Annotated in this window: 19 protein-coding genes and 4 pseudogenes; 6 read left to right on the top strand and 17 right to left on the bottom strand. The window is 60.6% G+C overall.

Annotation, left to right across the window (positions count from 1 at the left end; all coding sequences use genetic code 11):
* Positions 1 to 84: 84 nt before the first annotated feature.
* A pseudogene (locus CH268_RS28305) lies at positions 85 to 451 on the top strand (AMP-binding protein); the annotation flags it as partial.
* Between the two features lie 30 nt (positions 452 to 481).
* On the opposite strand, the gene CH268_RS20230 reads toward CH268_RS28305, so the two are convergent.
* The 5 genes from CH268_RS20230 to CH268_RS20210 all read right to left on the bottom strand — a co-directional run bounded on the left by CH268_RS20230 (position 482) and on the right by CH268_RS20210 (position 6,012).
* On the bottom strand, positions 482 to 1,405 hold the full coding sequence (locus tag CH268_RS20230) for an alpha/beta fold hydrolase (protein WP_027498239.1): 924 nt from the start codon (positions 1,403 to 1,405) through the stop codon (positions 482 to 484).
* Positions 1,395 to 2,465, bottom strand: a complete 1,071-nt coding sequence (locus CH268_RS20225; RefSeq protein ID WP_027498240.1) for a ferredoxin--NADP reductase — start codon at positions 2,463 to 2,465, stop codon at positions 1,395 to 1,397. Before CH268_RS20225 ends, CH268_RS20230 begins: the two co-directional genes overlap by 11 nt.
* The gene (locus CH268_RS20220; protein ID WP_027498241.1) at positions 2,462 to 3,331 is read right to left on the bottom strand and encodes an SDR family NAD(P)-dependent oxidoreductase; all 870 of its coding nucleotides are present in this window, start codon (positions 3,329 to 3,331) and stop codon (positions 2,462 to 2,464) included. Before CH268_RS20220 ends, CH268_RS20225 begins: the two co-directional genes overlap by 4 nt.
* 39 nt (positions 3,332 to 3,370) lie before the next feature.
* Entirely contained in the window at positions 3,371 to 4,885 is a 1,515-nt protein-coding gene (locus CH268_RS20215; protein WP_027498242.1) for a flavin-containing monooxygenase, read from the bottom strand.
* Between the two features lie 158 nt (positions 4,886 to 5,043).
* Entirely contained in the window at positions 5,044 to 6,012 is a 969-nt protein-coding gene (locus CH268_RS20210) for an AurF N-oxygenase family protein (RefSeq protein WP_027498243.1), read from the bottom strand.
* Between the two features lie 132 nt (positions 6,013 to 6,144).
* Between CH268_RS20210 and CH268_RS20205 the strand changes: the two genes are divergently transcribed.
* On the top strand, positions 6,145 to 6,486 hold the full coding sequence (locus CH268_RS20205; protein WP_027498244.1) for a DUF4873 domain-containing protein: 342 nt from the start codon (positions 6,145 to 6,147) through the stop codon (positions 6,484 to 6,486).
* Between the two features lie 215 nt (positions 6,487 to 6,701).
* Here the strand turns inward: CH268_RS20205 and CH268_RS28575 are convergent.
* Positions 6,702 to 6,851, bottom strand: a pseudogene (locus tag CH268_RS28575) (IS3-like element ISMyma10 family transposase); the annotation flags it as partial.
* A 722-nt stretch (positions 6,852 to 7,573) separates the two neighbouring features.
* Between CH268_RS28575 and CH268_RS28570 the strand changes: the two are divergent.
* The 4 genes and pseudogenes from CH268_RS28570 to CH268_RS20185 all read left to right on the top strand — a co-directional run.
* Positions 7,574 to 8,035, top strand: a complete 462-nt coding sequence (locus CH268_RS28570; protein ID WP_441346991.1) for an IS30 family transposase — start codon at positions 7,574 to 7,576, stop codon at positions 8,033 to 8,035.
* 82 nt (positions 8,036 to 8,117) lie between these two features.
* The gene (locus CH268_RS20195) at positions 8,118 to 8,603 is read left to right on the top strand and encodes a helix-turn-helix domain-containing protein (protein WP_094665722.1); all 486 of its coding nucleotides are present in this window, start codon (positions 8,118 to 8,120) and stop codon (positions 8,601 to 8,603) included.
* Positions 8,534 to 9,892: an integrase core domain-containing protein gene (locus CH268_RS20190; RefSeq protein WP_094665721.1), complete on the top strand. Its 1,359-nt coding sequence runs from the start codon at positions 8,534 to 8,536 to the stop codon at positions 9,890 to 9,892. The genes CH268_RS20195 and CH268_RS20190 overlap by 70 nt, the downstream gene beginning before the upstream one ends.
* Positions 9,893 to 9,955: 63 nt before the next feature.
* Positions 9,956 to 10,310, top strand: a pseudogene (locus CH268_RS20185) (IS30 family transposase); the annotation flags it as partial.
* A gap of 221 nt (positions 10,311 to 10,531) precedes the next feature.
* Here CH268_RS20185 and CH268_RS20180 read toward each other — a convergent pair.
* The 11 genes and pseudogenes from CH268_RS20180 to CH268_RS20135 all read right to left on the bottom strand — a co-directional run bounded on the left by CH268_RS20180 (position 10,532) and on the right by CH268_RS20135 (position 20,416).
* A pseudogene (locus tag CH268_RS20180) lies at positions 10,532 to 11,812 on the bottom strand (IS3 family transposase).
* 49 nt (positions 11,813 to 11,861) lie between these two features.
* Positions 11,862 to 12,029, bottom strand: coding sequence for a hypothetical protein (locus CH268_RS27965; RefSeq protein ID WP_155288583.1), 168 nt, complete (start codon positions 12,027 to 12,029; stop codon positions 11,862 to 11,864).
* Positions 12,013 to 12,708 carry a hypothetical protein gene (locus CH268_RS20175; protein WP_027498250.1) on the bottom strand — a complete coding sequence of 232 codons (696 nt, stop codon included), beginning with the start codon at positions 12,706 to 12,708 and terminating at the stop codon, positions 12,013 to 12,015. Before CH268_RS20175 ends, CH268_RS27965 begins: the two co-directional genes overlap by 17 nt.
* 48 nt (positions 12,709 to 12,756) lie before the next feature.
* On the bottom strand, positions 12,757 to 13,716 hold the full coding sequence (locus CH268_RS20170) for an MlaD family protein (RefSeq protein WP_027498251.1): 960 nt from the start codon (positions 13,714 to 13,716) through the stop codon (positions 12,757 to 12,759).
* Positions 13,713 to 14,750, bottom strand: a complete 1,038-nt coding sequence (locus CH268_RS20165) for an MlaD family protein (protein ID WP_032370850.1) — start codon at positions 14,748 to 14,750, stop codon at positions 13,713 to 13,715. The genes CH268_RS20170 and CH268_RS20165 overlap by 4 nt, the downstream gene beginning before the upstream one ends.
* On the bottom strand, positions 14,750 to 15,799 hold the full coding sequence (locus CH268_RS20160; RefSeq protein ID WP_027498253.1) for an MlaD family protein: 1,050 nt from the start codon (positions 15,797 to 15,799) through the stop codon (positions 14,750 to 14,752). The genes CH268_RS20165 and CH268_RS20160 overlap by 1 nt, the downstream gene beginning before the upstream one ends.
* A complete protein-coding gene (locus CH268_RS20155) occupies positions 15,793 to 16,788 on the bottom strand; it encodes an MlaD family protein (protein WP_027498254.1) in 996 nt (331 codons plus the stop codon). The genes CH268_RS20160 and CH268_RS20155 overlap by 7 nt, the downstream gene beginning before the upstream one ends.
* Positions 16,785 to 17,792 (bottom strand): MlaD family protein, encoded by a 1,008-nt coding sequence (locus CH268_RS20150; RefSeq protein WP_068052711.1) that lies wholly within the window; start codon positions 17,790 to 17,792, stop codon positions 16,785 to 16,787. Before CH268_RS20150 ends, CH268_RS20155 begins: the two co-directional genes overlap by 4 nt.
* A complete protein-coding gene (locus tag CH268_RS20145; protein ID WP_068052708.1) occupies positions 17,789 to 18,826 on the bottom strand; it encodes an MlaD family protein in 1,038 nt (345 codons plus the stop codon). Before CH268_RS20145 ends, CH268_RS20150 begins: the two co-directional genes overlap by 4 nt.
* An 8-nt stretch (positions 18,827 to 18,834) precedes the next feature.
* On the bottom strand, positions 18,835 to 19,698 hold the full coding sequence (locus CH268_RS20140; protein WP_027498257.1) for an ABC transporter permease: 864 nt from the start codon (positions 19,696 to 19,698) through the stop codon (positions 18,835 to 18,837).
* Between the two features lie 10 nt (positions 19,699 to 19,708).
* Complete coding sequence (locus tag CH268_RS20135; protein ID WP_228139276.1) at positions 19,709 to 20,416, bottom strand: MlaE family ABC transporter permease; 708 nt, start codon at positions 20,414 to 20,416, stop codon at positions 19,709 to 19,711.
* Positions 20,417 to 20,802 lie beyond the last annotated feature (386 nt).

The raw sequence follows: 20,802 nt of genomic DNA, 5'->3' as shown, positions 1-20,802 counted from the left end.
AGGGTCCTCTCAAGCGAGTCGGGCTGGAGAGCCGTTCGCTGAAACCTCTCGGTTCGCTCGCAGCGGTTCGGCACCCTCCCTCAAGCAGCCGATCGTCCGCCGGATCGCACCGTGTCGATCACATACACCGGCGGCACGACCGGAAAGCCGAAGGGAGCCATCGGAGGCTTCGGCAATGTTCACGATGACGCAGATTCAACTCTCCGGAGTGAGAATGGCCGGGTTCCCCAAATTCTCGATGTGCACCCCGCTGTCGCATGCTGGGGCCGCGTTCTTCGTGCCGACCCTGACGAAAGGCGGCCCGATGATGGTGCTGCCGAAGTTTTATCCGCCGAGGTGCTGCGCACCATCGACGCAAAAAAGATCACCGTGGCGATGCCATCGATGCTGTACGCCTCGATGGACCCCTCCCAACTCGGACACGCGCGGCCTGTCGACGATCGTGGCCGTCTCACGAGCTCATGTGTGTCCGGTCGACGGTTCAAAAGCCATCGCCTACCGTGGCTGCGTCCAATCGGGCCGCTGCTTCGTTGAAATAGTTTGGTGCCTCCATGTTGATCATGTGACCGATCTGTGGCAACGCCACGAACTCATGCAACCGGCGGCGCTGCTGCAGTCGGTCGGCGAGATCAATGGAATGAACCGCGGGTGTCAACTTGTCGGCCGAGCCCACGATCACGGTCGTCGGAACCGTAAGTGAGTCGATTCCTTTGCTCACATCGATGGTGGCCAGGACCCTGCCCCACATTCCCCGAACCGCAGGGGGGCACCGCAGTACTATGTCGGAACACTCAGCCACAACGTCTGCTGGCGCGTGTGGACCCATCGTCCCGTATTTCACCAACCGTCGGTTGAAGCGAGTGTCAAGCATCTCCGGTCCCGCGGTGGCGAGCCCGGCTGCGAATGCCCGCTCCAGTGAGGCGCGGAATCGACGTGGCGACCCAATTAGCGTCGATTTACTCACCAACTGCGAGGGGCCGGTACTCGCCAAGACGGCACCACGGGATAAGACGGGCACCGACTCCGGGTGCTCGGCAGCCCAACCCATGATGGACATCCCGCCCATACTATGACCGGTCACCAATGCCTTACGATTAGACGTGACGACAGCGCGCAAGACAGCCTCGAGATCGTCGCCGAGCACCGACGAAGAGAAGGGCGCGCGACCCCGGTCGCTCCAGCCATGCCCTCGTTGGTCATACACCACCACACGGTGTGTGGTGGCGAAGTGCTCGATCTGAGGTCTCCAGAACCGACCTTGGCAAGCCCACCCGTGGCTGAACACCAACAGCGGCGCATCATCACCGAGCCCGTACTCCTCGACAAACAGCCTCGTGCCGTCACTGGAGAGAACCTCCCGCGACCGCCGCGACAATAGGCCAGCTTTCGAGGAGTCAGAGGTCATCGAAACTCACCGTCACAGCGTCGGTGAGCGGAAGTGCCTGGCACGCGAGTCGCTCGCCGTCTTCAATGTCGTCGTCTACGAGGATGTTGTTCTGCACCATCTCGACATCGCCATCGATGAGCTTGCACACACACGCGCTGCATGCGCCCTCTCGGCACGAGTACGGTGCATTGTGCCCTCGCGAGAGCAGCACATCGAGCAGAGGCGTGTTACGTGGCCACTCCGTGGTGATGCACTCTCCGTTCAGGTAAACCGTGGCCGTAGCTACACCCTCGTCGTCACTGAGTCGACGCAGTGTTGCGGTGTCGAACGGGTCACCCGTCAGCGACTGGAATACCTCTCGATGTACATCCGAATGATCCACTCCGCATGCGGCGGCAGAGCTTTCCACAAGATCCATGAAAGGGGAAGGCCCGCAGGTGAAAATTGCCGATCCCTTGTGTTCACGAATAATCTTTTCTACAGCCTCTGATGTGGGAATCCCGTTCTCCGACTCAAGCCAGTCAACCAAAGTGAACCGCTCGGCGAATTCAGATCTAATCTGCTCAAGCCGGCACTTGTACATGATCGAATCGGAGTCACGGTTTGCGTAGAACAGGACAACTTCCCCACTGCCCGACACCAGAGCCGACTGCACCAGCGACAGAACCGGAGTGATGCCGCTTCCGCCAGCGAAGAAGAGCAAGTCGACGTCGAGGCTCTTAGCGGTAAACTTTCCCGATGGCGTGAGGACGGTCACCTCCATGCCGATGGAAACGTTGTCACACAACCAGTTCGACGCATACCCCCCAGCGGTGCGCTTCACCCCGATCTCGAGGCGGAAGTCATCGACATGAGGCGAACTGCTCAGCGAGTAGCATCGTGCGACGTGGCCCGTCTGGTCGGACGGGATCTTCAACGTAATGAACTGCCCGGGTAGATGCTTGAAATCGTCGACGATCTCGTCAGGCACTTCGAAGGCGATGCTCACGGAGTCCTTGGTCTCCTGCACGACCTCCGACACGGTCAGCGTTCGCGATCGCGCGGTGGTGCCCGGCCGATTCTCCTGTTCGAGGGTCATTTGATGATCCCCCGCTTACGAGCCAAGGCGTAGCCCGCGCGTGTGACAGGCGCAGAGATGTCCTGGTAGCGCGGACCGACAACGCGTGCGACAAAGTCGAAGCCACGTGCGTCTGCGCCGATCAGCACTCGGGGCTTCTTCTTGTCCATTCCCTTGAGGATGGCGCACGCAGCTTTCTCCGGAGTGGTCCTGGCGATGTTGTTGAACATCGAGGCAATGGTGGCGGTATCTGCCCCCATATCGGATACACCACGAGCGTTGTTGACGATATTAGTCTTGACGCCGCCGGGGTGAACGCATGTCACCGTGACCGGATGCCGACTGATTTTCATCTCTTGCCGAAGCGCTTCGGTGAAGCCACGCACACCGAACTTCGCGGCGTTGTAAGCGCTTTGACTGGGGATCCCGACCAGACCGAAGACGCTGGAGGTGTTTACCAGATGACCATCACCAGAGGCGATCAGATAAGGCAGGAACGCCTTGGTCCCGTTGACGACACCACCGAAGTTGATGCCCATCAGCCAGTCGAAATCCTCCCAGGACATGTCGACAACGTCGGCGCCGAGGGCGACGCCGGCATTGTTGAACACCATGTTGACGCGCCCGAAAGACGACTGCACGCTCTCTGCGTAAACCTGGAACGCAGCACGATCTGCCACGTCCAACACCGCGGTCTCCACGGTCGCACGATGCGCGGTACGGCACATGTCCGCCGTCTCCTCGAGATGCACTTCGTCGACGTCGGACAAGGCAAGGCTGGCCCCGCGTTCGGCCAGTTGGAGGGCAAGGGACCGACCGATCCCTGAGGCGGCTCCCGTGACGACTGCGACCTGGGTCGCGTAATTGCCTGCTGTCGAACTACTCACTGTCGGATACTCACTTCTCGATGACCTACGGTTGGATTGTCAGGCGATCTCGTACTCGGCGGGCTCGAAGTCTTTCGTCGCTCGCCAGTACTGCCAGGTGAACCCGGGCCACACCGTACGGTTGACACCTTGCGAGTCCAGATACCAACTCGTACATCCGCCGTTGGTCCACACGCCCTTGGCGAGCTTGTGTTGGATGCTCTTGTTGAAGTGTTCTTGAACCTCGGCCCGCACATCAACACGCTCCGCACCTCGACTGTCGACGGCGTCGATGGCCTTCATGATGTACTTGATCTGCTGCTCGATCATGAACACGACAGAGTTGTGCCCAAGACCCGTGTTAGGTCCGAGCAGGAAGAACAGGTTCGGGAAGCCCTCGGTGGTGATGCCGAGGTGGGTATTGATGCCCGTCCGGTGCCAGTGCGACGGCAAGTCCTCGCCCCGAGCGCCCTTGAGCGCGAGTTGATCGAACCCGTCCGTGACATGGAACCCTGTGGCGTAAATGATCACATCCACAGGGTGTGACACGCCGTCAGGGGTGACGATCGAATCGGCAGTGATCTTTTCGATCCGATCGCTGATCACTGTCGTGTTGGGGGCGGCGAGCGCAGGGTAGTAGTCGTTCGATCCCAGGATGCGCTTGCATCCGATGCGGTAGGACGGCATCAGCTTCCGGCGTAGCTCGGGGTCGGTGATAGAACGCTCGATGTTCCATTTCGCCACCTTTTCGATTGGTCGCATAAGGTTGGAGTGGCCGTTGAGCCCGAAGGCCAGGCTCTCTGCGCCCCAGTAGACCGACCACCGAGCGAGGCGGCGAGTAATGGGGATCTTGCTGAGCAGCGTCCGAAGTACCGGCGGCACCGCGAAGTTCTTGCGTGGAAGTACCCAAGCCGGGGTTCGCTGGAAGACCGTGAGTGTGCCGGCGTCCTTCTGCACGAACGGCACGAACTGAATCGCGCTGGCACCGGTGCCAATGACGGCCACCCGCTTGCCCTGGAGATCCACCGTGTGGTCCCACTGTGCCGAATGGAACGCCTGACCGGCGAACTCGTCGATTCCGGGGATATTCGGAAAATTCGGGATGTGCAGAGCGCCGACACCGGACACGATGTACTGCGCGACGTACTCCCGGCCCGACTCGGTACGCAGGTGCCACCGAGATTCGGACTCGCTCCAGTATCCGGAGACCAACTTCTGCCCGAAGTGGATCTTCTGAGTGACACCACGCTTGTTGGAGATATCTTTCAGGTACTGCTCGATTTCGGGCTGCGAGGACCACACCTTCGACCAGCTACCGCGACTCTCGAACGAGTAGGAGTACATCAGTGACGGTACGTCGCACGCGCATCCCGGATAGGTGTTGTCGCGCCACGTCCCACCGACGGAGTCGGCCTTTTCTAGAACGATGAAATCACTGTACCCGCGTCGGCGGAGCTGGACGGCCATACCGAGGCCAGAGAAGCCGCTGCCGATGATGAGAACTTTGGTAGTGATGGGCTCGGTTATTCCCGGGTCTGTCGCCGTGGCGGCGGACTTGGCGTTGGAGGACGGCATTGTGAAAATCTCCTGATCGAATGCAGAAAACGGACCCGCACGGCGCGCCGTGACGCGTGGCAGGTGTGGGAATGTCATCCGCCCAAGCCCACGAACCGAGGAATCCGGTCGTGGGGTCGAGGAATGGGCTGTGGGACGCGCGGACCGGGCCGGGCGTGTTAGCGCAGATCGTCGGGCAGGCTGCGCGTTGCGCGCCACATCGCCATCGTGAACTTCCCCTCCATCATTCCGGCCTCGTGGAAGAATCGGATCATCGGCTCGGACATGAACTGCAAGTTGACGCGATAGTTCGGGCTCGTCTGCTGCGCCCACAGGCCGCGCAGACGGCTGATTCCGACATCGGGATATACCTTCGGATTGATGAGCAACGGGTATGCAAAGTTCGCAATGGCCGCCAACGTGCCTCTATGCCAGGCGCGCGAGATGCGTCCGCGACGCTGCATCCCTTCCACCATTTCCAGCCGCGCGAACGTGATGTGACGGGCCTCTTCGAGAACGTGGATCTTCATGAGCTGGCGCAGCTGCGGCTGCATTTTCGGGTCATTCATCGCCTCGCGCTGAGCGCGGTCGAGGATCTCCTCGATGAGCAGAGTCGCGCCGGACACGGACGGGCCGAGAGGCACAAAGTGCAAGATCTTCGCGATGCTCAAGAACCCCTTCGGCAACTTGTACGGTGCCAGGCCCGTCTTGTTGATCAGTCGGGCGAACATCGTCGAGTGACGTGCCTCGTCGCCGATCTCGTTAAGGGCGTAGAGGGACCTTTGATCTGTCAGGGCGCCTTTGGCGGATGTTCGGAGCAGCGCCGAGCTGAGCAGATTCTCCGCGTAGATACCGAAGCTGAGGATGCTGACGATTTCGTGGCGCCCGAGTTCCGCCTTTTGCTCGTCGCTCATTCTCTCCCACAGCTTGGTGCCGTAGAGCGAGACCCGATGCTCTGGCAGGTAGTACTTTCCTTCCTCCCAGGGTGAGTCCCAATCGATGTCGATCTCCGCGTCATAGAATTTTTCGGCCGCCGCCCGCAGCAGTCGGCCGGCAGATCTCTGCATGTCGACGGGCTTGCGGGCGCTGACACGCGCAGCGCCTTCCGTTGAGACGTCGGGCTTGGTCTCCACATTTTGAACGGTCATGTGACACCTCCGTTGCGTTCCGGGCCGAGCTGAGTCTCGACTTCATACCCGTACTCCGGGTACCAGATACTGATAGTGTCTGCGCCAATGCGTTCTTTTGTCAATGTTTGATGTGAAGAAAGTGAGCCTTGCGTGTCTGACGACCACGATCTCGACTACTCCGGCGAGGGCACCTTGGTGTGCCGTGGCAAGGAGATTGCTGTCGGGGTGAAGATCAAAGGCTATTTCCAGCCCCTCAACGGCTTATACACCTGGTACGGAAGGATCGACAAGAATGATGCGCTCCACGCCGCCCTCTCGGGAAGGCGCACGGTTGCCGTCTTTGCGACACCAGAGGGACGCGCCGAGTGCGTCGTGGGCGACCCTGATTTCTGGGACCGCTATCGCATCTCGGGCACGAGCAGACCGCCGTACCACATCCCCACCACGCTCGAGGAAGTTGAGTCGATAGCAGAGAGTGAACATCAGGGTTGACCGACCCGCTTTGCGCCCTGGGGCGTTCCCCAGCATCCAGTCCGATAGCGCCCAGGCGGGTGAAGCAACGCCACCAGACGGCGCGCCGTGTCAGTGAACCGTCCCGGGTTTCTTGCCGCTCCTACGCTTGCAACATCTCCGGGCGGAGAGCCGATTCTTGACTGTGGTAGGCCTTCTCGAATTCGTCTGGTGTGAGGTAGTCGAGGGTGCTGTGGGAGGCGGCGTTGGTTGAACCAGTCGACCCATCCCATCGTGGCGAACTCGACATCGTCGATGGTCTTTAGCGGGCCGTTCAGGAACGGGCCTCTCTTCGATACTCCCTCGGTCTTGAACAACCCAATTGTGCTCTCGGCCAACGCATTGTCTTACACATCCCCGACGCTGCCGATCGGTGCCGCAATCCCCTCGAGCGCAAGCGTTTCCGCGAACGCGATCGACGTGTACTGACCAGGTTCAACCGGTCGACGCAACACCTCAAGGGATGGAGGGTGTTTCGATGGGACGACCACCAGAATGGGCGGCGACGTTGACTGGGCGGGCGGTGATGAAATCTCCGGGTCGTCCGCCGGTACGCCGAGATCTCGAACGCGAGTTCTGGGCGCAGATCGCGTTGGGGTTGACCAGTGAAGACGCGGCACCGCTTGCGGCGTGTCGGGGCCGGTGGGTTCACGGTGGTTCCGTCACGCTGGAGGTATGCCGCCGATTGACTTGGCCCCGCCCACGGGGAGGTATCTGACCTTCACGAACGTGAGGAGATTGCCCTGCTTCGCGCGAACGGTATGAGCATGCGAGATATCGCAGACCAGATCGGGGCGATCACCGTCGACGATCTCGCGAGAACTCCGCCGCAACGCTGCCACCCGCGGCGGCAAGGTCGAGTACCGCACATCAGTGGCGCAATGGAAGCCGATCTTGCGGCAAGGCGACCCAAGGTAGCCAAACTCGTTGAACACGAACCTCTTCGAGAGTACGTACAGGAAGTGCTCTCGGGCGTGATCCGCGACGAAAACGGTGAGGTTGTCGGCCCGTTCGCATCGTGGAAGGGACGCAACAAGGCACGGAGAGCGGACCGACGATGGGCCAGCGCATGAGCCCGGCACAGGTCGCCAACCGCCTGCCGATCGACTTCCCGGACGACGAGTCGATGCGCATTTCCCACGAAGCGATCTACCAATCCCTCTGCATCGAAGGACGTGGAGCGCAGGATAGAGAGTTGGTGGCGTGCCTGCGCACCGGACGAGCATTGCGCGAGCCGAGGGCGCGAGCGAAGAAGCTCCGCACCGGATTCATCACCGATGACGTCACCATCGGCTCGCGGCCAGACGAAGTCGCTGATCGCAAAACGCCAGGGCATTGGGAAGGAGGTCTGATCATCGGGCTGGGCAGGTCCACAGTGGGTACGCTTGTCGAACGCACCAGCAGATTCACCACGTTGCTGCATCTGCCACGTAAGGATGGGTACGGGGATGCGCCCCCGGTGAAGAACGGGCCGGCGTTGTCCGGTTACGGATCGGAGTCGGTGACGTGTAAAGGTTCAACACATCTTTGACGGAACGTCATCGGCACATATCTGACGCTTCACCAGCTTTGGTGATCGTTGGGTGTGCCTTCCCCTCAGCCCCTCGAATCCGATGCCAACATCGCCGAACGACTCACTGTCCAGGTCCGCTTTCCGAGCAATTACCGAGGTCAACGACGGCTCACCGGTCAGCGACGTCGCCGAGCGATTCGGCGTCTCCAGACAGACCGTCACAGCGTGGCGCAAGCGATACGAAAACTCGGGTATCGACGGACTTGTCGACTCGTCGAGACGACCACATGCGAGCCCGAACCGTATCCAGCCCGACATCGAAGCCCTCATCTGCGAGATGCGACGACATCACCGGCGGTGGGGCGCACGCCGCATCTGCTTCGAGCTAAGCAAAGAATCGGAGACCGAACCCCATCTCGCGCGACCGTCCACCGAACGCTCGTCCGCAACGGCTTGGTCAATCATCAAGAGCAACAACATAAACGAGTCTACAAACGTTGGCAGCGCGAAGCGCCGATGCACCTATGGCAGCTCGACCTCGTCGGCGGAATGTTCCTCGTCGGCGGACGCGAGTGCAAAATGCTGACCGGAATCGACGACCACTCACGATTCATCGTGACCGCAACCGTCCTCGAGCACCCCTCCGGGAACGCAGTATGTGAAGCATTCATCGCTGCCATCCACAAGTGGGGTTCGCCGTTCGAGGTACTCACCGACAACGGGAAGCAATTCACCGGTAAACACACTCGGCCGCTGCCGGCCGAAGTGCTGTTCGAGCGAACATGCCGAGAATTCGGGATCACCGCACGACTGACCCGACGCCATTCACCCACCACAACTGGCAAGATCGAACGATTCCACAGAACCCTTCGTCGTGAATTCCTCGATGAGGCAGGCGCATTCGCCGACATCGCTGCTGCCCAAGCCGCCCTCGACGAATGGGTGCACGCCTACAACACCCTGCGGCCCCACCAGAGTCTGGACATGGCAACACCCGCGAGTTTGTTCCGTGCGCGAGCCCACCACGAGCATCACGACGGAACAACCGACAACGGCCAGTCCGATTCGTCATCAACTCTCACCGCTGCAAGCTCCAGCCTGACAACGGTGGGCCGTGAAAGAAGCAGCAGTGCAATCGAGCTCGACACCCAGGTACCACCGAGCGGCGTGACCAATGTCGCTGGAGCGCAACAATTGTGGATCGGAAGCAACCACGCCGGACGGACCGTCACCCTGTGGATCGACCTGGTCAGCATTCATGTCATCCTCGACGACACCGTGATCAAGACAGTGCGCTCGCGACTGACCCACACCGACCTCGAACGCCTCGCCATGCGCGGCACACGCCAGGGCCGACCATCTCCGGCAACAGCGGCAGTAGACACCGCAGTCCTGCCCACCAAACCGAGACCGATCGAGGTCGACCGAACCGCAGGACGAGACGGAACCGTCATCCTCGCCGGTCACCGACTTCACCTCGGAGCCGACAGAGCGGGAACACGAGTGACGCTGCGAATCGCCTCAGGGCTGATCCACGCCAGTGTCGACAACGTCCTGCTCGCGACACTGCCGAACCCGCTCGATGCCAGCCAGCTCGCGGGTCTGACCGGCGCACGGGAAGCTACGGGAACGTTGCCCGCGCCGCCGCCGGCCGGACCGCAGACCGTACAGCGACGCGTCCCGAAAGACGGCCGGGTCATGGTGACCGGTCAGCTGCTCAAGGTCGGCCGTACCCATGCCGGAACCATCGTGACTGTCGTGGTCGAAGACAACTACTTTCGGGTCCTCGACGGAACCACCGAGCTCGGCGTCTACGCGCGAACCTCAACCAAAGCCATTCGGAACTTCAACGCCCACCGCCCCAGAAGCGGGTAACGATGTGTCGATGACAATCGGTCAAAGATGTCCTGGGCCCATACATGTCAGTCGGTCTGCGATGCACTCCAGGCTGCGATGACACCGCTGCCGGAGCACCTGCGCAGATCGGTGACCTGGGACCGCGGCGGAGCTTGCACGTCATGCGGAGTTGACCGCAGAAACCGGGATCCGTGTGTACTTCTGCGACCCGTACAGCCCCTGGCAGCAGGGAACGAACGAAAACACCAATGGATTGTTGCGACAATACTTTCCGAAGGGAACCGATCTCGCTCGATACCGTCGAAGTGACGTTCAGGCCGTGACGGATGCACTCAACAACCGCCCGCGCAAAACACTTGGGTGGCGAACCCCAGCGGAAGTGCTTGCAGAGCAGATGAACTCGGCTTCACGGCACTGTGTTGCGACGACAGGTTAAATCCGCCCTGACTGCCGGCATCGCTGTGATGGATGAGCCCTGAGCCGACGCGGTGTCCACCGTGATCTCGTCGCCGCAACGCCGTCTTCAGCGCCGTGGTGACCATCGCTGTGTCTTCGACCGTCGGCACGGCGAGGAGGCCTGCAAAATCCCGACATTCCCGATTCTGTCGGTGTTCGACCACTCGCAAACTGTGATCCGTCCCGGCATTTCCGGAGGGCTCACTGCGTGAGTGCCTCCTCCGGATTGAGGGTGCGCGTGCGATCGTAGTGGAGTTGCTCGGCGTGGTCGGGCGTGAGGTCGTGGCAGTAGCTGTGGGGGCGTTCGCGGTTGTAGAACGCGACCCACTGTGCGGTGGCCAACGACAATTCCGCGGCACCGGGGAAGCGAGGGCCGTTGTCGACGAGCTCATTCTTGTAGTCGGCGTTCACCGATTCGGCAAGGGCATTGTCGTAACTGTCGCCGACCGTTCCGATCGACGCCGCGATGCCCTCCTGCGCCAAACGCTGCCCGAATGCGATCGCCGTGTACTGGGATCCAGCGCCACTGTGGTGGATCAGATTACTCAAAGCAGTTACACCAGAACGTTTTCGGGAATCAATCGCGTTAGTGATGGCGGTATCGACGAGGCTGGTGGTCATCTCCGATGCGACCTTCCACCCGACGATCTTCCGGGCGAACACATCGACGACGAACGCCGTGAACGCCCACCCCGACATCGTGCGGCATTAGGTGAAATCGGCGACCCACAGCCGGTTCGGTGCCACCGCGGTGAACCGGCGCTTCACCAGATCCTCGGCCCGCGGGTGGGTCGGATCGGCGACGGTGGTGCGGACCCGCTTTCTTTTTGAGCGCACCGTGCCACCTCATTTCCCGCATCAGTCGTTCGACGGTACATCGAGCTACCTCGATACCGCTGCTGCGCAACATAATCCAGGTCTTCCGCGAACCGAGAACCCGTGCGAGCGGTTGCCGCGTCCGGAGCATGTGAATGGCATCGATGACATGTGCATCGGACAGTATTCGGGCACACGGCACCCGAGTGACATGGTCGTAGTACGTGGACGGGGCGATGTGCATACCGTGCTCGGAGAGCACCGTGCACATCGAGTCGACACCCCAGACAAGACCATCGGCACCCACCCGGTTTCCCTGGTGAGTGCCGATGAAGTCCACAATTATCGGTGTGGCCGGTCGATTTCGGCCGCGAAAAAAGCTGACGCCGCCTTGAGTATCCCGTTGGCCCGTTTGAGTTCGGCGTTCTCCTGACGCAACTTCCTGATGACCTCGGCGTCGGCACGTAACTCGACAGTGCTGCCCGGGCCGTCGACGGGTACCTTCCGAACCCACTGACGAACGGTCTCAGCGGCGCCCACACCGAGCAAATCCGCGGTCTTGCGCATCGCCGCCCACTCGGTATCGCCCTGCGCCACCAACCGAGCCACCATGTCGACGGCATCCTTCTTCAACTCCGCCGAGTACCGCTTCGATCCTGCTGCCATGAGGTTTCATCTTTCCCTGAGACGAACCCTCCGGAAACACCGGGACGGATCACTGACCCGATCGAGGGGGCACCCGCCACCCGAAGAGATCACCCAACTCCTCACCGGCGTCGACCCCGCCGACATCTGCGACCGCGTCGAAGAATGAGTACCGTCCTGCATCTTGCTCTTCGTGGAACTCCTTCTGCGGAGCAGCCGTCTCATTCAGCTGGGCCATAGTCCTGAATCTGCCAGCCCTGGGCGGTTTTCGTCACGACCACCTTCAACAATGTCGGCAGTTCACTCGGTTGTGGATTCTGCACGTTCTGCGTCTTCTGGCTCGCGAAGACCATCACCGTGTATTCTCCGTCGGCGTCACCGGTTTCACCGGTGACGCTGGTGGCCAGAACGCGTCCCGACGCCTGCACCTGGGCCTGCTGGATAATCTGGGTCAGCGTCGGCCGAACCTCGTCGTACCGCTTGACTAGAGCCTCACCCGCGTCCTCTTTGACTGCCGCGAAAAAGGCGTCGGTGTTCTGGTAGCTGTAGGTCAGGGATCTGGTCGTGTAATCCGAGGCGGCCTTCGCCGCGGCGGCCCGTTGCGCGGCGTCGTTTTCCAATACCGACTTCGCTTCGTCGGCCTCGAGGTAGAGGTAGGCGAACACGCCGGCCAGCACAGCGAGCACCACGATCACGGCCGAAACCACCACGGCACGTGATCGCGGCGATGCTGACCAGCGGTGCCCACCTGGCGAGGGGGGGTCGACGTCGCTGTCTCCAGCCCCAGCCGTGGCTACGGCGGACGCGGCTGGGGCGTTTTCGTCCATCAGTAGATCGCCATCCGGCGTCGCTGCGGCCGCGCTGTCCTCGACTTCAGTGGGCTCGGGGTGCGGTTTCGTTCGGTCGTCATTTGTCATGTGGGACCTTCTGTGTAATAACGGTGACAGTCGCTTGCGGACGGGGCGTCACCGTAGTGGCGGCGACACGGTGACGGGGACCTCGGCGCGACCTGGTCGCGACGCCGGGAAAGTCCGGCCGAGGAGGTCGCCGATCGACCCGAAGTCGACGTATGTGTCGGCAACTTTCTCGGTCGCCGGTTTCACCGCCCGGGTGATCGTCAGCAGATCCGGCTGCAGGATCTGAATATAGCCGTTGAGCTTTTCCACAAGCTTCAACACGGGAGGCCACTTGTCGTACGAGGTGGTTGTGAACCTGATGAACGCCCGTTGAATCCGCGCCAGCCCGTTCACGGCGTCAGGGGTGCGTACAGATGCCGTACTGAGGACGTCCCCGGCATCGGCCAAGAGGCCGAGCAGGAACTCGGCGTTGTCTGCGGTCACCCGGACGGACCCATCTTTGCCGACGAAATCGACTACACGGTGCATCATGTCGCCGATCGTGTCGAGGTCGTCCTGCCGTCCGGCGACGGCCTCGGCGACGGTCTTGTTGATGGACTCGATCGATTCCGGGTCGAGCCCATCTGCCACTGCAGCCAACTTTGGCAACACCTGGGGAACCGATTGCGACACGTGCACCGCGTCCGCGGGCACCACGTCTCCGTTATCGAAGTACCCACCGGTTGCCGTGCCCGCGGGCACGAAGTTGATGTACTGTTCCCCCGCGAGCGACAGATTCTGGATAGACATCTCGCTGTCCTGGGGGATCTTGTGGTCGGAATCAATCGTCATCTCGACCTTAATTGCCGAATCCGCGACGTTGATCGAGGACACCTTTCCGACGGGTACCCCCCGCACCATCACCGGCGATGTGTCCAGCAGACCGCCTGAGCTGTCGATGATGGCGGTTAAGGAGTACTCGGAGCGGGTGGGGTTGATGTGTGCCACGCCGACGACGAGGTAGCCGAGCCCTACGACGAACACGACGGCGAGAGCCAGTATCGATATGAGCGTGCTGCTGCGGTTCACGGCATCATTCCGATTGATCTCAACACGGTTATGAAGGATTCGGCGTCACGCCGCGCTAGGTCCCGACCATCGATGGAGATGTCCGAGAGGTTAATGTCGGGCGACCGCACGAATGGAATGAGTTTGTCGCGGATGACGCTCGTTGCCTGCTCCGTGACGGACTTCGAGTAGATGTCGGAGTTGGCGATCGAATCGATCACCGGGGCGATCCCGGCCACTGACTCCTTTATCCGTAAGTACTCCGGATCCACGATCCTGCCCGCGGACACTGCGAAATCACGCAAGTTGGCGATGAGTAACGCGACCTCGATCAGGGAGTAGCCGAGGCCAGAAAAGTTGCGTCCGCCCTTGGTCAGCATCCGGTCGATTCCCGACGGATCGTCCAAGATCACTTTCAGAGTCTGATCCGCCGACCTCAACACTACGTCGAGTTTGTCGGTATTCGAGGAGACCTCCGAGACGGTCTCCAGCGTTGTCTGGTATAGGGCGTCGAATTGCTGCAAGTCCTTGGGGAACGTGGTGTTCAATGTCGAGATCGCGGTGTGGATCTTGTCGAGCTCACCGCCCCCGAGGACATTCGACATCCCGCGCATGACGTCCTCGACATTTGCTGCCGGCTCGGTCCGTGCCAACGGGATCACCGAACCCGACCGCAGCAAGGCACCCGTCGACGGCTCGGCTGGGGGAAGGATGGCAACGTAGATCTCACCAAGGAGAGTGTCCTGACGCAGCTCAGCCCGCGATTCCCCCGGCAGCTGAGTCGTGTTGTCGATGCGAGCTTTCACGACCGCATGCCCGTTCTCGTACGTGACATCTTCGACGAACCCGACGCTGATTCCCCCCGAGAGAACTTTTGCGAGGGCAGGCAAGTTGAGTGCGCTGGTGAACTCCATCTGGATGTCGTAACCGTCCGCGTCGGAGGTCGCTATCGTCGGCGGATTGTCGGCGTTGATCCCACACGATGTCACGAAAACTATCGTTGCCATCAGTGCGACCACCATGGGTCCGAGGCATGCGCGATTGACCGAGATCATCAGGCCCCTCCCCCCATCATCCCTGCGATCGTCCTCGATACATCGCTGGACCCGCAGACTCCGTTTGCCACCGGCGCGGCGCAGCCACCGACCAGGCTTCGCAAAGGCAGCGACACTGCGAACGCCTGCACAATTGACTTGGCATCGGGGTGTTTCACGATGAGGTCTGCCGTGCGGGCTGCGATCGCTACCACCATGTCCGGCTGCTCTCCCATGTCGGCGATGAGCGGAACGGCAGCATCACCGATCGCGAATATCGGGGGACCGAAATCTGTTGCGAACCTCGAGAGGATCGGAACGAACGTCCCCGCGTACTCGACTGCCGAGCCGAAGGTCTGGCCGAACGCGATGATGACCTCGATGGCACCTACGAAGTTGTCGAAGAGGGCGGTCACCTCTTTGTCGTTCTCGGTTGCCACCCCCGTCAGTGCGGCGAGGTTCCCGACGATGCTGCGAATCTGCATATCCCGCTTTGCCGGGTCGTCGATGAGCGTGGCTGAGTCCTTGATGATCCCGGCCACGTCACCCTGCGTTCCTTCTAGATTGCGGGAGACGAGCTCGAGGGACTGCAAGATCGCGTCGGTGTTCCTGCCGTTGTCCTTGACCAGGTCCTCGGACAAGTTGCTGATCGAGTCGAGCGTCTGACTGATTCCCAGCGGGGTTCTCGTCTTACTCAACGGAATGCACTGATCCGTCTCGTATCGGGCTCCATCAGAGTACGGCTTGGTGAACTCGATTTGACGTTCGGTCACGATGGATGTCGACACCAGAGTCGCGCCGACGTCGGCGGGCAGCGGAACGCTCTTGTCGATCCGCATGTCGATCCTTACACCGGACTGATCACTATTCTGGTGCACCCCGACGACGCTGCCTATCTTCTTGCCGAGCATGGCTACTGTGTTGCCTTCGAAGAGGCCCGATGCGTCGGTGAACTCGGCACACAGGGAGCGCGTGTCGTCGGACACCCTCCCCCCTATTTCCACACTAGCGACCACCACAACCACCACGGCGATCAGGAGCAACAGTCTTCGGATCCATGTAGTCAACATTTGTCGTCACCACTCGGAATGCACACACGAACCTCTGGTTCTGTGGTAGTCGACGCACCGACCGGCGCCTGGAGGAGGACGCCGAGGCGCTGAGTGATCTGATCAACCTGGGCCAGGGCATCGGAGTAGCCTGGCAGCTCTGACGACACCTTGTCGAGGAGCGTCTTGTATTGTTGGACAGACGGTTCGATTCCATCGCTGTAAGCCACGAGCGGCCTCGTGAGAAGTTTGAACAGACGACTGAGAAGGTCGAACCCGCCGCGGACGTTATCGATATCAGGTCCCAGCGTACTGGCAAGGAAGCTGAGTTGACGGAGAAAGTCGACCAGCACCTGTTTTTGATCGGCGAAAGCGTTGACGTATTCATCGGATAGAGCGACCGCTTTGTCGAGCTGACCGTACTGTCGCTCTAAGAGTTCCATCAAACTGCTGGTGTTCCTCAGTGCGTCGGGAATGTTTGTGTTGCCGTCGGAGAACGCATTCTGCAGCAGCGACGCAGTCTGACGGAGATCGACGCCCTTTACATCGCGGAACACCGGCGTCGTCGTCTCGAGCGTGTCCGAAATGTCGTAAGTACTCGATGTCTGAACAAGGGGGATCGCCCCCGACAGCGAGGTCGGTCCTGACCCTGGGTCCAGATCGAGAACTCGCCCGCCGATCGGCGTGATCAGGCGAACCGCTGCGGTGGCATCCGAACGGACTGGCACTGAGTCGTCGAGTCGAAATTCGACTGTGATAAACGTTCCCGCGAGGTCCACCGACGACACCGTTCCCTGTCTTATCCCCGCTATACGCACCTGATCACCCGACTCCAGCCCTCCGGTGTTGACCAGTTGAGCCGAGTACACCTTTTGGCCGGGCGGTGCGATATACACGGTCCCGGCGATTACCAGACCGACCACCACGGTCACCACCACCACAGCGGCGACGATGAGGTCGCGTCTGCGTTCGGACTGGTGATGCGGTCGATTTCGACTGAACAACCTCACTTACACACCACCAATCGTTGCCCCATAAGCGCAATCGTGGCTGTATCCGGCAGGGGCAGAAGGCCTTTCGAACATCGTGCCTCACTCGGCGTGGAATTCGTCGAAGCGTTCAGCGAGTCCATAAGGGGCTTGAGCAGTATCGCGCCATTCAGCAGCCCCTCCAACTCCCCGGGTTCTCGCGCCAGACGCTGATAGATCGTCGCGAAACTCTGGTCGTACGTTGAGTCAAGTTGCTCCCCGGCGATGACAGTTTTCTCCATGGACCGGTTGACCTCGCCCAGCGACTCCCGCAACCGGTCACTCACGCGGCTGAAGGCGTCGACGATCGATCCCAGCTGGTCGACGAGTTCGACCAGCTGCGCCGAGCGGCCTTCGAGTTGGTCGGAGACCTGGCCGAGACTCGTCACGATATTCGTGATGATCTCAGACCGCTGGTCCCCGTAGGCGGTGATGTTGGCGACCTGCTCCAGAACAGGCGATATACCCCTCCCATCACCTTGAGCAACGCGCAACAAGTTGGACTGCAGTTCATTGATCTCGTCGGCGTTAAGCGTGTCGAACACCGGCTTGAACCCGTTGAACAAGGTGGACACATCAAATGAGGGAACGGTCTTGTCGAGTGCCACCTGTGTGAGCGCCGCCCCCTGTGTCTTTCCCTGTGCCGCACCGATCAATTCGACATATCGCTGTCCGAGAAGATTCTGATAACGCACGGCGGCGGTGGTGCTCGACGTGATCGCGACGTCGTTGTTCAGTTGGAAATGAACGACCGCGGTGGGCCCTTTCAGGCCGATCGCCGTCACATAACCGACCTTTACTCCCGCCAAACGCACACCGTCGCGAGGCTTGAGCCCAGATGCATCGGAGAAGACCGCAGACCGTTCAGAACTCGCTCCGTCCGAGCTGGGTTCGAGGATGGCGATGATCACGTAGGTGAGAACGCCGATGACTGCGGCGAACGCGACGATCTTGACGATGGTGGGAATTAACGACTTGAGCTTCATCTTCTTGGTCCTCCTGCTGCAAGCGCGCTCTGCAGCGCAGGTGACGTCTGCACTACCAGGGCGACCTGAAGTTGTACTCGCTCGCCGACTTGCGGCGTGGCGTTGTCGATGCTGTCCAGGATCTGCGGGATGGTGTAAATGGTCTGCGCGAGTCCCGATGCCGATCTGGCGACCGGCCTCGCCAGATCGAGGCCGACGTCCAGTACCGAACTCAACGCCGGGTAGTTTTCGCTCAACAGTCCTCCCAGTCCCCCGAACAGAACCGCGCCGGTGCTGTTGAGGTTGCCTGTGGCCTGATTGATGGCCTCGTCGGTGGCGAAGAAGTCAGCGACGTCGACGTTTATGAGGATGCCCGGAACGAACGGCGTCATGAAGTCGGCAACGCCCTGGGACAGGTCTGCCGCGATCGCCAAATCCTGGCCCACTGGCCGCTGTTGAACGTCCCGAGTGAGCTGCGCGATCTGGAACATGAGCTGGCCGGCATCGGCAAACGTTTGGGAATCATCGACGACAAACTTCACCACAGAATTGAACGCCGGCTGATCGAGAGCATCGACCAGCTTCGAGAGTTTTCGAATCAGGGTCGATACCGAAGTGTGTTCGGACTGCAGCTTGCTCACATAGACGCTGCCGCCATCACGGATGAGGACTCCCCGCCCGGGGTCGACAATCTCCAGTGCCGTCGGCCCCAGCGCGCTGGCGGACGTGTAATTCACGGCCATGCCCTGACGCAACCGGATGTCGTCGTTCACTCCGGTGAGCTCGATTTTCACATTTACACTTTGGTCGCGCCCCGACACCGAGGACACCTTGCCCACCGTGAAGCCCCGATACTTCACCTCCGATCCGCCCTTCAACCCGTCACCAACCGCGTCGGTGGTGATCGTCACTGTCGTGTTGTCTTCATATTTTCCGGTCGCGTTGCCCGCCAGAAGATAGCCGGCAACCGTCACTACGACGAGAACCCCGATCCCGCGCAGGGTCAAGTTCGCCAGTGAGGGCGCGCGTCCTGATGGATCTTGAAATACAGCCACTTGAACTCCTAGCCCGAAATCTTGACGCCCGAATCGAAACCCCACATCAACAGGGTTAAGATCATGTCCTCCACGACGATGATGATGAGACTGCTGCGGATCGCTCGACCAGACGCGCGGCCGACGCCTTCTGCTCCGCCGCTGGCGTAGTAACCCTGGTAGCTGTGGATGATGACGACCGACACCACGAAAACGAGGACCTTGATTACTGAGAACGCCAAATCCTGCGGTTTGAGGAACGCATCGAAATAGAAGTCATAGGTGCCACCCGACTGGCCGTGTAAAAGGATGACGACCAGCTTGGCCGCGCCGAAACTGAGTATCAGCGTTACGATGTAGAGGGGGATGATGGTAGTGATCGCCGCGACCACACGCGTGCTGACGATGTACGGAATCGGCCGCACCGCCATCGACTCGAGCGCATCGATCTCTTCGGCGATACGCATCGAACCTATTTCCGCAGTGAGGCGACAGCCGGCCTGGGCTGCGAAACCGATCGCGGCGATCATCGGTGCCAACTCTCGAGTGTTGGCGTATGACGAAATGAATCCCGTAAGAGACCCCATCCCGACCAGGTCTAGCGAGGCGTAGCCCTGGATGCCGATGGACGCCCCGACAGCCATTCCGAGAATCACAAGCACGATCGCGGTACCCCCGCCGACCAGTACAGCGCCTCGTCCCCAGGCAAACTCCTGTATGAATAAAAACGTCTGTCGTCGATAGGTGGTTGCGACGTGCCGAATTCCGGCGACGGTGTCGATGGTGAATGTTGTAATGTGCCCGAGCTGCGCGGGGACCTCAGCGAGGGGTGTCACAGCACGCACGATCGGACGAGTAACAAAACTATAACGGGTGGATGGTACTGCGGTCACGTGTTCTCCGTCATCCGATGGTCTGCGGGACGAACATGATGGTCAGTTGGGTGATGAACACGTTGATGACGAAGCACGCCACTACCCCTAGGACCACGGTGGCGTTGACAGATGTGGCCACACCTTTGGGGCCACCTTTCGTGGACAGGCCCCGATGACACGCGATTGTCACGACCACGAGACCGAACACCACTGACTTGATCAGCGCTACAAGGATGTCCGCCGATGATGCGAACGATGCGAACGATGCGACGTAGCTCCCCGGCGTGATGCCCTGGACGTTGACGCTAAGGATGTAGCCGGCCACGAGACCGGTAAACACGATGAGCATGCATAACATCGGAGCGACGATGAGAACCGCGACGAATCGAGGTGCGACGAGTCGACGTGTCGAATTTAGTCCGAGCGTCTCCATGGCATCGATTTCTTCACGGACGGTGCGTGCGCCAAGGTCAGAGGCGATGGCCGACCCTGCCGCACCACCGAGCAGGAGCGCGGTGACGATCGGTGCCCCCTGCTGAATGATCCCGAGTCCACCGGCGGCTCCGGCGATAGATGTGGCCCCGACCTGCTGGGTTAGACTTCCGACCTGCACCGAGACGATAACGCCGAACGGGATCGCGACCAGGATCGCTGGCAACGTCGTTACGGTGATGACGAACCACGTCTGTGTGACAAACTCCCGAAACGGAAACCGTCCGGTGACAATATCGCGCACGGCCCACCGCAATGCCTGGCCGGCGAGGGCAATCGAATTTCCAAAGGTCACAAGACTGGCTGTCGCTCGACCAGCAATTTCTGTATAGATACCGGTCTCTCCTCTTCTGTCTGCGCAGCTCGTCGCGATAAGGTGTTCGCACAGTATCAGGTACGTGCAGTACCTGGTACATGGTTTCGGGTAATCCCCGTCGGATTAATCACCTGAGAGGTTGGCGTGTCCCCAAGTGAACGGAGCCATCTCGATTTAGAGCCTTGACCCGGATCGAGCCGGGAGCGATCTTCCACGGGTAAGTCCCGTGGGGTGGTGGACATTCGGTGAGGCGGCGTAGCCGCAGCTCGGGCGTGTCGTACCCGTGTTGTGGGTGGGCCATCGCGTAGTGATGA

It is taken from the genome of Rhodococcus sp. 06-1460-1B (assembly GCF_002258475.1).
GTDB classification, from domain to species: Bacteria; Actinomycetota; Actinomycetes; order Mycobacteriales; family Mycobacteriaceae; genus Rhodococcoides; species Rhodococcoides fascians.
Note: the sequence above shows the minus strand (reverse complement) of the source record. Positions and strands in the feature narration are given on the sequence as shown.